The sequence below is a fragment of the Pseudoalteromonas sp. APC 3224 genome, assembly GCF_030407535.1.
Lineage (GTDB): Bacteria > Pseudomonadota > Gammaproteobacteria > Enterobacterales > Alteromonadaceae > Pseudoalteromonas.
In genome coordinates, this window is sequence record NZ_JASDDF010000013.1 from 24,763 (window position 1) to 39,146 (window position 14,384).

Below are 14,384 nucleotides of genomic sequence, written 5' to 3' on the forward strand. Positions count from 1 at the left end.
GCTCCTAAATTAAAAAAAGCTCCAAGGTGAGCGTAGCCGATGTTTCTTCTTCGTGTATGCAGTTTGCACTTCTACTTGCACACTCGCTAATGATACACCTGTAAGGGGATTAATCAGGGAGTATATGGTCTCCACCTGAACACGCGCTTTATAACTAAGTTGCCCTTTTTTTACCCCTTGCCAACATTTCAATTGAGTATCTTGCTGGTATAAACACACATCGATTGGCTCAGGCAATTGCCACTTAAATTTTAACTCAAGATCACAGAACTCTTGTTGTTCGGAAACCACACAGACTTTGGGTGATACGTTAAGTGAAGGGGCTTTTGCAACACTTGGGTTGCTAAAAAATGAAGCTGCAAACACAACCAACATAAAACACTTCATATTAAAATGTATGTTCGAATCCTATAAAGGCGGTCATTGAATAGTCATGTTCAAATAGCGGGCTACTATCCATTGCTGAATAGTCATAATATGCTAAATGAAAACGAAGTGCGTTGGCTTTACCTACCGGCCAACGGGCGTCGATTTTAGCATAAGGTTGCCAGCTACTACCAACTTCTATTTTACCATATGAAAATTCTGCGCTGTTTAAGCCATAAAAGTAATTATTTAGTTTGGCTGATTTGTAGTTAACGCCTAACGTCGATTTAAGTTTTAACAACTTAAGATCAAAATGGTATTGCCATTGTAATGATCCTCTGTAGCTATTATAAACACTATTTACATCATGCAATAATTGCGCAGAAAATACCTGTTGTTGTTTTACAAAAACATAACTGACGCCAGCATCCAGTACTACTCGTCTTTTTTGAATATTATTAATATTAATCTGGCGCGGAGATTCAACATCTTGTGATTCTAATATTTCGTTATTAGACATTGTTGTGAGCGGGAATATATTTTGCGGGTGCCAATCAATAAAAAACCGTGATTCTGGGTTAATCTCAGACACAAAGCTAATGTTATGCGTATCACTTTGTATAAAAGAGTAGCCTAAACGACCGTTATCAAAAAACCAATTTTGGCCATAATAAGCCACTTGTGGGACAACCACTAAAGGAATATTGTCTGCTCCATATAAAGGATTACTGATCACCCCTCCCCCTAAGCTGACACTCATTTTAAGTTCATCAGTAGTGATATTTTGCTGCGCCTGAGCAATCGCATTAGCGCTAAACAACACCAATAAAATGCATATTTTTATTCTCAGATGTAACGCCATGGAGTTATTCACTAGTTTATAAAGTGGCTTTGACCCTATAGTAGCAAGTAGTATAAGTACAAGCTCTAGAAGGTTACAATCATTAACAAATTTGATACAAACGGAACACGTTTACAAATTGGCGGCTATTTCAACTCGATTTCGACCATGAGTTTTAGCTAAATAAAGTGCTCTATCGGCCTTTTCTACTAACAAACAGCTCTTACTAAAGGGCTCCATTAAAGCAATACCAAAACTTGCTGAGATATTACGTTTATTATTGCTATCTTCTTTTTTACGAATGGTTAATTTAGCAATACTCAAACGCAACTGATTACAAAATGTCATCGCATCATTAATGCTATCAAAGTAACCCGTAATACAAAATTCTTCACCACCGTAACGATAAGCATTATATTCATCTTGCACACTATTTTGCACTTTTTGGGCAACAAGCTTGAGAACCTCATCACCTTTTTGATGGCCAAAATCATCATTAAAACGCTTGAAGTGATCAATATCTAACATTATTAACACGGCTATCTTAGCTTGCTCATCTTGTGAAGATGCATGAAGGCAAAACTCAACTATATCGGTATCAAATTTACCGCGATTTAATAACCCCGTTAGCGAATCTTTATCAACCGCTTCTTGAGTCATAGTGAGGGCTTCTTTTAAATCTTTAATCTCATTATATGCTTGCGCTAATTTAGTTTGGAAGCCGCGAGCATAATCTTGCATTGCAATTGATTCGTCTGTTAAACGCTCTACACAAGAGAGAATTTCATTAAATGAGTTTATACTAGAGAGTGTTTTTAACTCATTTTGTGAGTCAACTAACGAGGAGGTAAAACTTTTTGAATATTGAATAGAATCACTCAAATCAAACTGTACTTGCTCTACCGTATTATGAAATCTTTCAGACATTTGTTGGAAAAACGCTAACTCTTCATCATTTATATATTTATCGAATATTTCCTGTGCACTTTGAGCAGAACAAGTATTGTGCTGACCGATAACTCTATCAAGCTCTAAATTTAGTTGTGGATTATCGCCCTGTACATAACAATACCAAATTGCATAATTAATCGGCGTTACCGCCATTTTGTACTTCACCATAAGCGGAATGGCTTTTTTTAAACACTGGGCAGAATGAGCAAGTGAGGCAGTATTATCCATAATCGAAACTCTCAGACATCACAACAAAGATGTTAATAAACACATAAGTATTAGCGGTTTATATTAACAGTTTTTTATCATTCAACAAGCCTATATTATGTTTTCCCCCATATTTTGAGCAATATTCCACAGCGCACTAATCGCAGGATCATTTAATTCTTTGTGTAATACCGCCAAGCCAATTTTAAACCCTTGTGGGGGCTCATCTTTACTATCCAAAATCTGAACTTTATCGTTTAAAGGGCTATTATCGAGAACAATTTTTGGGATCATGGCCACACCTAAGCCCAAACTCACCATAGATACCATAGCCTCATGCCCAGCGACTTGTGCATAGATTTTTCCTTGCACGTTACTTTTTCGCCACCACTGCTCTAACCTTTGTCGTGAAAACCCTTGTTCAGCAACAATAAATTCAAGCTCTGACCAATCAATAGTCTCGCTGTTATTAGCTAGTTTTTCTGTGATCGGACATTGAATAGTGGGCGCAATTAATACCAGTGGCGAATAACCAATATCTACAAATGCAATTTGTGCAGGTAATTTACTGGGCCTAGCTGCAATAGCCATGGATTCGTGACCGTCTAATACACGATTTATTGCCAGAGCAGGGTCGCCCGTATTTAAGGTGATTTCAATATGCTGATGCTGAGCCCTGAGCTGCTCCAAAATATGATGCAAAAAACTATAAGATGCAGTAACAGAGCAATAAAGGCTCACATTGCCATAAATATGTTGTTGCGGTTCGTTTAAATTGGCCTTAAAACGCTGCCAATTACTGAGCGTTGCACTAGCATACTCCTTAAATGCAACGCCTTCGCGAGTAAGTTTGACACTGCGATTATCTCGCTGGAACAGCATCACCCCTACTTCATCTTCTAACTGCTTAATATTACGACTTAAAGTAGGCGCACTTATGTGGCACAACTCACTGGCACGAGAAAAATGAAGCGTTTTTGCCAACGCCAAAAAGTAATGTAAATGCTTATGATCCATAACAACACCAGTATTTCAAATTATGAAATACTTTAATTCAAATATATCATTTTACGCAAGAAGATATTTTTCATATGGTTATTCCAAGCAAAGCAAATGCAATGCATCTAACAAATTGAATTAATAGGAACCTTAATCATGGCAAATTATTTTAATAGCTTACCTTTACGTGAACAATTAGCGCAACTAGCACAATGTGAGTTTATGGGGGCAGACGAATTTAACGATGGTGTTGCTGCACTCAAAGGTAAAAAGTTAGTGATTGTAGGCTGTGGCGCACAGGGCTTAAATCAAGGCTTAAATTTACGTGATTCGGGTTTAAATGTAGCCTATACACTGCGTGAATCAGCGATTGCTGAGCGTCGTCAGTCATTCTTAAATGCATCGGAAAATGGTTTTAAAGTGGGAACATATGAAGAATTAATCCCAACAGCCGATGTAGTACTTAACTTAACACCTGATAAGCAACACACTGCGGTTGTTAATGCCATTATGCCATTAATGAAACACGGCTCAACGCTTGCTTACTCACATGGCTTTAATATTGTTGAAGAAGGCATGCAAGTTCGTGAAGACATTACCGTTATTATGGTTGCTCCAAAATGTCCGGGGTCAGAAGTACGTGAAGAGTATAAACGCGGCTTTGGTGTACCGACACTCATTGCGGTTCATCCAGAGAACGATCCTCAGGGTCATGGCTTGGCACAAGCAAAAGCCTATGCCGCAGGTACAGGTGGTCATCGTGCGGGAGTACTTAAATCATCGTTTATTGCTGAGGTTAAGTCTGACTTAATGGGTGAGCAAACCATTCTGTGCGGCATGCTACAAACTGGCTCTATTCTATGTTTTGATAAAATGATTGATAAAGGCGTTGATGCTGGTTATGCCTCAAAGCTAATTCAATATGGCTGGGAAGTGATCACAGAAGCACTTAAGTATGGCGGCGTTACCAATATGCTTGACCGTCTGTCAAACCCTGCCAAAGTAAAAGCGTTTGAATTAAGTGAGCAGCTAAAAGTAATCATGCGTCCACTGTATAACAAACATCAAGATGACATTATCGATGGCACATTTTCACGAGTAATGATGGAAGACTGGGCAAATGATGACGCTAACTTATTAAAGTGGCGTGCTGAAACTGCAGAAACTCATTTTGAAAAAACCCCAGCGAGTGATGTAGAAATTACTGAGCAAGAATTTTTTGATAACGGCATTTTAATGGTAGCCATGGTTAAAGCTGGCGTAGAGCTGGCATTTGAAACCATGACTGCAGCCGGTATTATTGAAGAATCTGCCTATTATGAGTCATTGCATGAAACGCCGTTAATTGCTAACACCATTGCACGTAAAAAGCTGTTTGAAATGAATCGTACTATTTCCGATACGGCAGAGTATGGCTGTTACTTATACAACCATGCATGTTTGCCACTACTACAAGAGTTTATGCAAGATATTGATACCGATGTTATTGGCAGAGGCTTAAATGAGCAAAGTAACCAAGTAGATAATCAAACATTGATTCAAATAAATACCGCACTGCGTGAACACCCTGTTGAAAAAGTGGGTGCTAAATTACGCGGCTATATGTCGGCAATGAAAAAAATAGTGTAACTCTATAACCCTAGAACTTTCAATTGTTAGAAGCTAAGCCCATTTGCTTTTTGCTGTGGGCTTTTTTTATTTAAATGTAAATTATTCATCAATAGCCGAAAATAAATAATGTGCTAGAATAATCGCCTCATTGCCTCAGTTGTAAATATATAAGCACTACCATGACGATACAAAATCTCTCTATTACTCAAAAAATAACAGCGCTTGGAAGCATTATTGCTATTTGTGTTGCTGTATTAATTGGTTTGACGTCTTTGCATAACTCAAAGAATATTATTGAGCAACGCATGATCGAATCAGAACTGCCAAGTAAGCTGCAAACAATCAGTAATCATATTGGTGGGGAGATCAATGAACTTTTAGGCGCAGCACAGCAGCTTTCTGCCAATACCTTTATTTTAGATTGGGCAAACTCTGGCAACACCAACGATGCGTTGTTACTAAAAGAACTCAATCGTTTGGTTGAGCAATATGACCTTGCCACCGCTTCGTGGGCTAATAAAAACACCGCGCAATATTGGAACCAAGATGGCTTTTTACGTGTTTTAAAAAATGATGCTGCAGATGGTTGGTTTTTTGCTTTTACTCAATCTAAACAACCTTATTCAATCAGTATTTATCAGGAAGCTGCAAACGATGTAAAAATGTTTGTTAATCATCAGCAGCTTAATGGATTCGGCTTAGCGGGATTAGCAAAAAGCATTACTGATATGCAAAAACTGCTACAGCAGTTTAAAATTGAACAGTCAGGGTTTGTATTTATTGCCGATAAAAATGGCTTAATTCAGCTACATAAAGATGCAGCTAAAGTCGCTAAGGTTAATATAGATAGTATTTACAGTGCTAATATTCATCACAAATTACTTGATGAAAACGGTTTTGCTTTAGAAGAAGTAAATATTAACGGACAAGCCACGCTGATTGCTGCCACACCAATTAAAAACACCGACTTATTTGTGTTAGCTCAAGTACCAAAAAGTGAAGTATTCGCAAGTGTAAACACCCTAGAGTGGCAAATATTCACATTCACTATCATGACAGCACTTATCGCAAGTGTGATCAGTTACTTGTTAGCTCGCTCTTTAGCCTCACCGTTATCAAAAATGGCAGAGTTGTTTTCTCGTTTAGGTCGAGGTGATGCTAATTTAGCGTATCGTCTACCCACATCACCTCAACCTGAACTCAATAATTTGACGTCGGGCTTTAATCAGTTTATTGAAAAGATAGAAACCGCCATTGTGCAAGTAGCTGATGAAAGCCATGGTATTCGTCAAAGCTCTGATCATGTCTTTGCACAAGCAAAACAAAACTCGTTAGCGCTGGATAAACAAAAAGAGCAAACTATTTCGGTTGCTGCAGCGATTAATGAAATGGGCGCTACCGTGCAAGAAATAGCACAAAGTGCAGCGAATGCAGCTAAGTTAACTAACGATAGCCGCGATAATACCAAACAAAGCCATCAACAAGTACTACAAAGCCAAACGACAATATCAGCTCTTGCCAGCGATATTGATGGTATTACCGAGCAAGTTGCACTGCTTTCTAAAAAGACCATAGATATTGCCAGTATTGTAGATTCAATTAGAGGGATTTCAGAGCAGACCAACTTACTTGCACTTAATGCAGCCATTGAATCTGCACGTGCAGGTGAGCATGGTCGTGGTTTTGCAGTCGTTGCAGATGAAGTAAGAGCTCTGGCGAATCGTACGTCGCAATCAACCACTGAAATTCAATCAATGATTGAAGAGCTTACTCAAATTTCAGATGATGTTGTAAATGATATCAGCCAATCGAAAGGTAAAGCCCAACAAAGCGTCAGCGCAATGCAAAGCTCGGTTGAGTTGCTTAATACGATTACTGAAACAGCGAATGAAATTAACGACATGGCAACTCTAATTGCCACAGCCACCGAGCAGCAAAGTAGCGTTGTAAATGATGTCGGTCGAAGTATTGAGCAAATTAGTGAGATCAGTGATAAATCAATGAGTGAACAAATCAACACCGAACAAGCAATTCGCGATTTAGCCACCAGTGCACAAACACTTGATGCGCTAGTAGCCACGTTTAATCAGCAGCGTTAAACAGTTTGTTACATTAAAAAATAACCTCTGTATGAAATAACCACTATACTTGAGTGTGTTTTTTGTACAGAGGTGTGTATGAGTGCTGTTCAAGCTAAACATTATTTACTGGCTGCTTGTTTGCTGAGTTTAAGTGCGTGTAGCACTACATATAACGCCAATTTAAGCACGCCCCCCCCTATTATTACTCCCCCAATGCAACTTAAACAGCAGCTTGTAGAGTCTGAACAGCAAATATTTCAACTCGATAAGAGCCTTAAACAACAATTAAGTGCTTACGTACAAACAAATAAATCGGCTGATGAAATTGCCTATAGTCTACTCAGTTTTTTACTCTCAAATGGTGATAACTCACTATCTTATCAATCTACTGGCACACAAACGGCGTCTCAAAGCTATCAAGATTTAAATGCTAACTGTCTTTCCCTCTCTATTTTAGCGTATAGCTTAGCCGAACATTTAGGCCTGAAGGCTCGCTTTCAGAAAGTACATATTCCTGAGTACTGGGCGTTAAATCGAGGGTTTAATTTACTCACTGGGCACATAAACATTGCTATAGACAATAAGACTAAATTCAAAGACAGCTCACTTGTTTATCAGCGTAATAAGCGTTTAATCATTGATTTTGATCCTAATAGCCGACAAGCTCGTTTTGCAACTTCATCGCTGTCAAAAAAACGAGTGACCGCCATGTTTTATAACAACAAAGGCGGCGAGGCACTGATTAATAGGCAGTTTGATTTAGCTTATAGTTATTTTAAAGCAGCTATCAATACCGACTCTTCATTTAGTGCCAGCTGGGGGAATTTAGGAGTACTCTTTAAACAATTAGATGACCTCCAACAAGCTGAGAAAATGTATCATTTTGCCATTGCCTTAAACGCCAATGATAATACTGCGCAAGGTAATTTAGCATTATTATATAAACTCACAGATAGAGTAGCCGAAGGCGAAAAGCTATTGGCAAAACTTGACAAAAAGCGCCAAACTAACCCTTACTATCATATATCGCTTGGTAACAGTGACTATGTAAGTGGTGACTATACAAATGCGATTAGTCATTATAAAAAAGCTAACGCTATGTCGCCAACATTACATGAAAGTCACTTTGGGTTGGCGCGCAGTTACTTTAAATTAAGTAATATAACTAAAGCGGAGTTTCATCTACGTAAAGCTAGAAAAAAAGCAGACTTCATTCATCACAAACAGCGCTATGACAATAAGCTCATTGCATTAAAATCACTTACTGCGAAGGCGAATCATTATTAAATTATTTAGCTTAACCTGCATCGTTTTTTTTATAAGTTGGAGCGGCCTTTGTAAACAGATTGAGCCGCAATTATTGACTGATTTAACTATACTAACCAGCCCAGAATTAGCTGGTAGAAAAACGAATAGCCATGCAGCATTACTCACTAGGGAGTATTTAAAAACACGCTTCAAAGGGCATCAACTCACAGTAAGTGAACAACCTTTTACTTATTCCTCAGGGCTGTTTTCTAACGCACAAGGCGTTAATATTATTGCCACTAATACTGTAAAAGATTTACCTGTTATTGTTATTACTGCGCATTATGATCATTTAGGTCTACAAGCAGGAAAATTACACCCAGGTGCTAACGATAATGCCTCGGGTGTTGCTGCATTACTTTATTTATCGAATGCGCTAACGGTTTCTTCTTCATATCGCTTTATGTTTGTTGCAACAGACGCTGAAGAAAATGGTTTACACGGCAGTGAGCACTTTGCCAAAACAATGCGCCAACTCCCAATTGTTTTAAATATTAACTTAGATATGTTGGCAGTTAAAAAGTCACATAAGCGGTTATACGCACTAACAAGTCGCGCATTAAAAAGCCAGCTTAACCCTTTACTTACTCAGATTAACGGTGACAAGATCAAATTAAAGCCTGTTTATTCATCACGAAAAATGAGCCGACTCACCAACACTAAACAAATCGACTGGCACAGAGCCAGCGACCATTATTCATTCGCTAAACAAAAAATCCCGTATGTGTACTTTTCTATGGGGGCAGATAACTTCCATCATAGTACTAAAGATACGCTCGAAAATATAAATACTCCCCTCTATCAAGAAGCCGTATTGCTAATTGAGGCATTTATTAATCAGCTTTTGACAAGCCCTGTGGTATTAAGGCCCCCTTTAAAAGCAGCAACATAAGCCTCTTTTTTTGCTCGTGGAAGTTTTTTAATCGCATACTCTAATTTGCTCGCGTCGCTTTTAGTACCTACTTGTTGTTGATGAATGAGCACCAGCGGCCCTTTACCTTTGAGGTTTTTTGCCCCTTTACCTGCTTGATGAGTAGCGATACGTCGGGCTACATCAACCGTAATGCCGGTATACCAATGACCAAACCGTGTTTGCACAATATAAAGTGACCAAGTCGCCGGTTTATTTTTACTATTGCTCAACTCATTGTTTAAACTTTTTTGATTACTAATGGTCAAAACCTCGCCCTAACACGCTAAACAAAAACAATTACTCAAAAGGGTTTTACCTTGAGTAACTAATCGGTATCATGCAGATTATAAAAAATAAGGATCACAACTAACAATGCAGTCGTTAAAAACTTTGTCTCTTTGGCTTATCGTCGCTTTAACGCTTAGTTCAGCCGCAGGTTGTTCTAGCTGGGTATACAGAATCAACATCCCTCAGGGTAACTTTTTAGAACAATCAGACGTTGATAAGCTTCGCGTTAATATGACTCGCGAACAAGTACTATACGTACTAGGCAGACCCATTGCCGAAGACGCCTTCGATAAAAATACTTGGCGTTATGTATACAGCTTTAATAAAGGACGTGCCAATGAACAATATAAATCATTAGTATTAAACTTTGAAAATGAGAAGCTAGTTACGGTATCGGGCGACTATGAGCAACCAGAAAACTTTACAACACCTTTAGAGCAATAAGAAGCTATTAAAGTGTTGTTAAAAAAGGTGAGCATGGCTCACCTTTTTTGTGTCTAACGATCTAACGGCCGGCCACCAGTGACTTTATTAGCACGGCCCTCTTCTTTGGCTTTTTCAGCACGTTTTCTGCGAGCATCTTTAGGATCGGCAATTAATGGGCGGTAAATTTCAATTCTGTCGCCATCTTTAAGCTCATGATTAAGCTTTACCGTTCTGTTCCATACGCCTAAAGTTAAATCGGTTGCATCAATCTCAGGGCACTTTTTAATAATCCCTGACTGTATTACTGCTTGCTCAGCCGTTGTACCTTGCAGCACTTCTATATTTAACGTGGTTGCCTTAGTGGGTAACGCGAACACAACTTCAATATTTATCATGCACGTTCTCCGTACACGGTTTTTGCACGTTGAGTAAATGCACTCACCATGTTTTTAGCCACATCATTAAAAATTTTACCAAACGCTAGCTCTATTAGCTTACTTGAAAACTCGAACTCTAACTGTAAATTAACCTTACACGCCTGCGCATCTAATTGCTGAAAGTGCCAGCGACCTTGTAGGGTTTTAAAAGGGCCATCAACCAAGCGAAGCATCACTGTTTGCTCATCAATTAGCGTATTTTCAGTGGTAAACCATTTTTTTATACCGGCTTTGGATATTTCTAAACTAGCGGTCATGTTATTATCATGCTGCTTAATAATTTTTGAGTCTGAACAATTAGGTAAAAACTGTGAATAGGCTTCTACATCATTGACTAGATCAAACATCTCTTTAGTGCTGTACATAACCAGCGCGCTTTTTTCTATTTGTGGCATACTCACTCCCAACTGTGTGCAGGAATTTTAGCAAGCTTTGTGCGTTTCCCCAAACTTTCATCGCGCTTAAATTAATCCTTCGCTTTTGCATATATAATTTAAAAAATCGATGTAAAACATCTTGTATAACGTATATTATAGGGCACTATGGCTAAGAAAAATTCATCAAAATCGACAAGTAATACCATCGCGCTAAACAAAAAAGCGCGACATGAGTATTTTTTACACGACAAGTTTGAAGCAGGTGTTGAACTCCAAGGCTGGGAAGTAAAAAGTATCCGAGCAGGTAAGGTAAATATCTCTGAAACTTACATTCATCTTAAAAACGGTGAAGCATTTTTATTAGGTAGTACCATTCAGCCTTTAAATAGTGCATCAACACATGTTATTTGTGACCCGCTACGTTACCGTAAATTACTACTAAGCAGGCGTGAACTTGACCGCTTAGTTGGTGCAACTGAACGTGATGGTTATTCATTAGTTGCCACCGCTATGTATTGGAAAAAATGCTGGGTGAAGCTTGAATTCCATTTAGCTAAAGGTAAGAAAATGCATGACAAACGTGAAGATGGTAAAAATAAAGATTGGTCCCGTGAAAAAGAACGTTTAATGAAACACAAAGTTTAAATAAAGACGCCTAACATCATGTTAGGCGTTTTTTTGATTAAATTTTTAAGAAAATACAAATTAAAGTCGCTCAGTGATTTATTTTTTAATAATGACCAAAGCACTCTCCCGCACCAGATAGCGAGTATCCCATTGTTTTTCATTATTGAGAAAATCAGTATATATTCGTGCCGATAATAAAATCAGCTTTGCAGTCAATTGATAACAGTTAAGTTACATGGTATTAATAATTCGGCTTGAAAAAACAAGTAAATTATAACATATCAACAAGGACTTAAGGATGAAGCAATCAATTGCATTTACACCGAGCTTAATCATCGGTGCTACTATCGCATTGTCAGCAGGTTTTAGTACAACAACTTAAGCTGCACAGCAGACTGCAGAAAAAGTAGAACGTATTCAAGTAACAGGCTCTCGTATCAAACGTTCCGATATCGAAGGCCCATCGCCAGTACAATCCATTAATAAAGAAGACATCGAAAACATGGGTTATGACAACCTACAACAGCTTCTTGAAAGAATGCCTGTTGCAGGTAATGGTACTTTTTCAACCCGTGGCAATAACCAAGACTCAACCGCTAATGGTTCAGCCGCCGTCAGCCTTCGTGGTTTAGGTGCTGATGCTACGTTGGTACTTATTAATGGTCGTCGTGTTGCTATAAGCGCATTTGCTGAAGGGATCACCAACTCATTTGTTGACATAAACAGCATTCCTGTTTCAGCAATTGAACGTATTGATATTTTAAAAGATGGCGCATCAGCAATCTATGGCTCTGATGCCGTAGCAGGTGTTATAAACGTTATCTTGAAAAAAGACATCGACGGTATTGAAGTTAATTTAGGTTACGGCGGTACAGATGGCCCTAACTATGAAGAAACCACGGCTAGCATTGTTTGGGGTACAACGAGTGCAAAAAGTAGTGCGTCCGTTATTATTGATTACTTTAAAAACACGTCTTTATCATCAGACGAAATGGGACGTTTAGGTACTGCTAATCAATCTCCTTATGGCGGCCAAGACTTTCGTTCATCACGTGGCTTCCCGGGCTACTTTTACGTAGATGGCGTTAAAACAATCGACCCTGCATGTCCTGCTGAAAATGCAACATCAAGTGGTAGTTGCTTATTTGACTATGGTCCATTCGGCTATATTGCCCCTGCATCAGAACGTGTAGGCGCAATTTCACAATTTGAATACCGCTTCGACAATGGCATCACCGGCTTTTTAGAAATGGCTGTACAGCATAACAGCTCAGTTGCAGCTGGCGCACCAACGCCACTTGATGAAGATGCGGGTTTAACCGTACCAGGGAATCATCCAAATAACCCATTTGGTCAAGATATAGAAATTGGTCGTTACAGAACAGTGGATGCAGGCGCGCGTCAATGGGATATCGAATCAGACACATTACGTTTTGTTGCTGGTTTAAAAGGTGAAATTAACGACTGGAGCTGGGAAACAGCGGTACAAAAAGGGCGTAGCAAGTCATTACAAACAGGGGATCGTTCACAAGGTTGGGTTCGCACCGACTTTTTACAACAAGAGATTGACGCAGGTAACTACAACCCATTTGGCGGCACTTACAACGATCCGGCTGTTGTTGACAGAATCACAACGAGCTTGGTTCGCCAAGGTGAGTCTCATATGACGTCGTTCGATGCTAACATTTCAGGTGAAGCATTTAACTTTGGTGATGATGTTGTCATGATGGCGGCCGGTATTGAATACCGCGAAGAAGACGTAACTGATACGCCAGATGATCAATTTCAACGTGGGTTAATCTTTGGTACCGAGTCAGTTTCAGCTGCCGCAGAGCGCGACCAATACGCTGCCTATGTAGAGTTTTCAATTCCACTTGCTGAGAACTTAGAACTACAACTTGCAGGTCGTTATGATGATTACAGTGACTTTGGCACTACGACAAACCCTAAAGTCGCTTTACGCTGGGCACCTAGTGATGAAATCACGGTTCGCGGTTCTTGGGCGCAAGGCTTTAGAGCACCTTCACTTGCACAAGTAGGTTTAGGGCCATCTCAAGAGAGTCAGTTCTTTATTGATAATTACCGCTGTGATGCAACAGGTAAAGATTGTGACCCGCTAGATTACAACATTGAATTTGCCGGTAACCCAGATTTAGAAGCTGAAGAATCTGAATCTTGGAATGTCGGCTTCATTTGGGCACCCACAACTGACTTTGGTTTAAGTATTGATGTGTGGAGTATCACCCAAGATAATAAAATTGATGAGCAAGAGTTTGGTCCAATTTACAACTCAGAGTGTAATAACCAAAATAGTACGGTATGTGTACGCTTACCACCATCAGGTACTGACAGCCTAGGAACTATTCAAAAGATATTCAGTACTTTTGAAAATGTATCATCACAAGAAGTTTCTGGCGTTGATATTTCAGCAAACTACAATCATTCACTGGATGAGTTAGGCTTACTAAAATTCAATTTAGAATGGGCTTACCAAGATAAATTTGAAAAAGACGGCCGCGATTACACTGGTGAATATGGCTACCCAGAGCACCGTTGGATTTTCTCAACAAACTGGGAAATTGGCCAATTCAACACGAATATGAACATTAGTTATGTGGGTGAGTTTGAAGATACGCCAGATATCGATTTCGATGGCAACTTAGACTTCGATAGTAATACATCGCGCACTGTTGATTCTCAAGTATTGGTTGATTTACAAACATCATACCGTATTACTGAGTCTGCAAAAGTATCGCTAGGTGTTAATAACTTATTTGATGAAGAGCCACCATTTGCAATTGGTGACGGTGATTCAGATCTGTATGGTTACGCATCGGGTGTACACAACCCTCGAGGTCGTTACATTTACACTAAAGTGAGCTTTTCGTTTTAATTAAAAGCAATAAAAAACCGCCAATATGGCGGTTTTTTATCTTAAACTAAAGGGCTAGA

13 protein-coding genes and 1 pseudogene are annotated in these 14,384 nt (G+C 39.1%); 7 read left to right on the forward strand and 7 right to left on the reverse strand.

All coding sequences use genetic code 11. From position 1 onward, the window contains the following. Positions 1 to 9: 9 nt before the first annotated feature. The 4 genes from QL989_RS08230 to ilvY all read right to left on the reverse strand — a co-directional run bounded on the left by QL989_RS08230 (position 10) and on the right by ilvY (position 3,382). Positions 10 to 375, reverse strand: a complete 366-nt coding sequence (locus tag QL989_RS08230; RefSeq protein WP_290169662.1) for a DUF3019 domain-containing protein — start codon at positions 373 to 375, stop codon at positions 10 to 12. 13 nt (positions 376 to 388) lie between these two features. Further along, on the reverse strand, positions 389 to 1,228 hold the full coding sequence (locus tag QL989_RS08235) for a MipA/OmpV family protein (RefSeq protein WP_290169664.1): 840 nt from the start codon (positions 1,226 to 1,228) through the stop codon (positions 389 to 391). A 111-nt stretch (positions 1,229 to 1,339) separates the two neighbouring features. After that, entirely contained in the window at positions 1,340 to 2,386 is a 1,047-nt protein-coding gene (locus QL989_RS08240; RefSeq protein ID WP_290169667.1) for a GGDEF domain-containing protein, read from the reverse strand. A gap of 90 nt (positions 2,387 to 2,476) precedes the next feature. Further along, positions 2,477 to 3,382 (reverse strand): HTH-type transcriptional activator IlvY, encoded by a 906-nt coding sequence (ilvY, locus tag QL989_RS08245; protein ID WP_178956394.1) that lies wholly within the window; start codon positions 3,380 to 3,382, stop codon positions 2,477 to 2,479. Positions 3,383 to 3,520: 138 nt separating this feature from the next. Here ilvY and ilvC point away from each other — a divergent pair, with 138 nt between their 5' ends. The 4 genes from ilvC to QL989_RS08265 all read left to right on the forward strand — a co-directional run bounded on the left by ilvC (position 3,521) and on the right by QL989_RS08265 (position 9,256). Beyond that, the gene (gene ilvC, locus QL989_RS08250) at positions 3,521 to 4,993 is read left to right on the forward strand and encodes a ketol-acid reductoisomerase (RefSeq protein ID WP_198523526.1); all 1,473 of its coding nucleotides are present in this window, start codon (positions 3,521 to 3,523) and stop codon (positions 4,991 to 4,993) included. 161 nt (positions 4,994 to 5,154) lie between these two features. Continuing rightward, complete coding sequence (locus QL989_RS08255) at positions 5,155 to 7,074, forward strand: methyl-accepting chemotaxis protein (RefSeq protein ID WP_290169672.1); 1,920 nt, start codon at positions 5,155 to 5,157, stop codon at positions 7,072 to 7,074. Between the two features lie 78 nt (positions 7,075 to 7,152). Continuing rightward, positions 7,153 to 8,343, forward strand: a complete 1,191-nt coding sequence (locus QL989_RS08260; protein ID WP_138605342.1) for a tetratricopeptide repeat protein — start codon at positions 7,153 to 7,155, stop codon at positions 8,341 to 8,343. 73 nt (positions 8,344 to 8,416) lie between these two features. Then, a complete protein-coding gene (locus tag QL989_RS08265) occupies positions 8,417 to 9,256 on the forward strand; it encodes a M28 family peptidase (protein ID WP_290169676.1) in 840 nt (279 codons plus the stop codon). On the opposite strand, the gene QL989_RS08270 is transcribed toward QL989_RS08265, so the two are convergent. After that, entirely contained in the window at positions 9,202 to 9,543 is a 342-nt protein-coding gene (locus tag QL989_RS08270; protein ID WP_138605340.1) for a GIY-YIG nuclease family protein, read from the reverse strand. The two genes, QL989_RS08265 and QL989_RS08270, sit on opposite strands and share 55 nt — an antisense overlap. Before the next feature lie 106 nt (positions 9,544 to 9,649). On the opposite strand from QL989_RS08270, the gene bamE reads away from it, so the two are divergent. Then, positions 9,650 to 10,009 (forward strand): outer membrane protein assembly factor BamE, encoded by a 360-nt coding sequence (gene bamE, locus QL989_RS08275; protein ID WP_138605338.1) that lies wholly within the window; start codon positions 9,650 to 9,652, stop codon positions 10,007 to 10,009. A gap of 53 nt (positions 10,010 to 10,062) precedes the next feature. Here the strand turns inward: bamE and QL989_RS08280 are convergent, their stop codons facing one another. Beyond that, positions 10,063 to 10,386, reverse strand: a complete 324-nt coding sequence (locus QL989_RS08280; RefSeq protein ID WP_008109106.1) for an RnfH family protein — start codon at positions 10,384 to 10,386, stop codon at positions 10,063 to 10,065. Next, positions 10,383 to 10,823 carry a type II toxin-antitoxin system RatA family toxin gene (locus QL989_RS08285; RefSeq protein ID WP_138605336.1) on the reverse strand — a complete coding sequence of 147 codons (441 nt, stop codon included), beginning with the start codon at positions 10,821 to 10,823 and terminating at the stop codon, positions 10,383 to 10,385. The genes QL989_RS08280 and QL989_RS08285 overlap by 4 nt, the downstream gene beginning before the upstream one ends. Positions 10,824 to 10,970: 147 nt before the next feature. Between QL989_RS08285 and smpB the strand changes: the two genes are divergently transcribed. Both smpB and QL989_RS08295 read left to right on the forward strand, forming a co-directional pair. Further along, positions 10,971 to 11,450 (forward strand): SsrA-binding protein SmpB, encoded by a 480-nt coding sequence (gene smpB / locus QL989_RS08290; protein ID WP_008109102.1) that lies wholly within the window; start codon positions 10,971 to 10,973, stop codon positions 11,448 to 11,450. Between the two features lie 280 nt (positions 11,451 to 11,730). After that, a pseudogene (locus QL989_RS08295) lies at positions 11,731 to 14,325 on the forward strand (TonB-dependent receptor). Positions 14,326 to 14,384 lie beyond the last annotated feature (59 nt).

Coding starts and splice junctions, on each gene's coding strand:
- QL989_RS08230 (WP_290169662.1), bottom strand. CDS start 375: ATGTTGGTTGTGTTTGCAGCTTCATTTTTTAGCAACCCAAGTGTTGCA.
- QL989_RS08235 (WP_290169664.1), bottom strand. CDS start 1,228: ATGGCGTTACATCTGAGAATAAAAATATGCATTTTATTGGTGTTGTTT.
- QL989_RS08240 (WP_290169667.1), bottom strand. CDS start 2,386: ATGGATAATACTGCCTCACTTGCTCATTCTGCCCAGTGTTTAAAAAAA.
- ilvY (WP_178956394.1), bottom strand. CDS start 3,382: ATGGATCATAAGCATTTACATTACTTTTTGGCGTTGGCAAAAACGCTT.
- ilvC (WP_198523526.1), top strand. CDS start 3,521: ATGGCAAATTATTTTAATAGCTTACCTTTACGTGAACAATTAGCGCAA.
- QL989_RS08255 (WP_290169672.1), top strand. CDS start 5,155: ATGACGATACAAAATCTCTCTATTACTCAAAAAATAACAGCGCTTGGA.
- QL989_RS08260 (WP_138605342.1), top strand. CDS start 7,153: ATGAGTGCTGTTCAAGCTAAACATTATTTACTGGCTGCTTGTTTGCTG.
- bamE (WP_138605338.1), top strand. CDS start 9,650: ATGCAGTCGTTAAAAACTTTGTCTCTTTGGCTTATCGTCGCTTTAACG.
- QL989_RS08280 (WP_008109106.1), bottom strand. CDS start 10,386: ATGATAAATATTGAAGTTGTGTTCGCGTTACCCACTAAGGCAACCACG.
- QL989_RS08285 (WP_138605336.1), bottom strand. CDS start 10,823: ATGCCACAAATAGAAAAAAGCGCGCTGGTTATGTACAGCACTAAAGAG.
- smpB (WP_008109102.1), top strand. CDS start 10,971: ATGGCTAAGAAAAATTCATCAAAATCGACAAGTAATACCATCGCGCTA.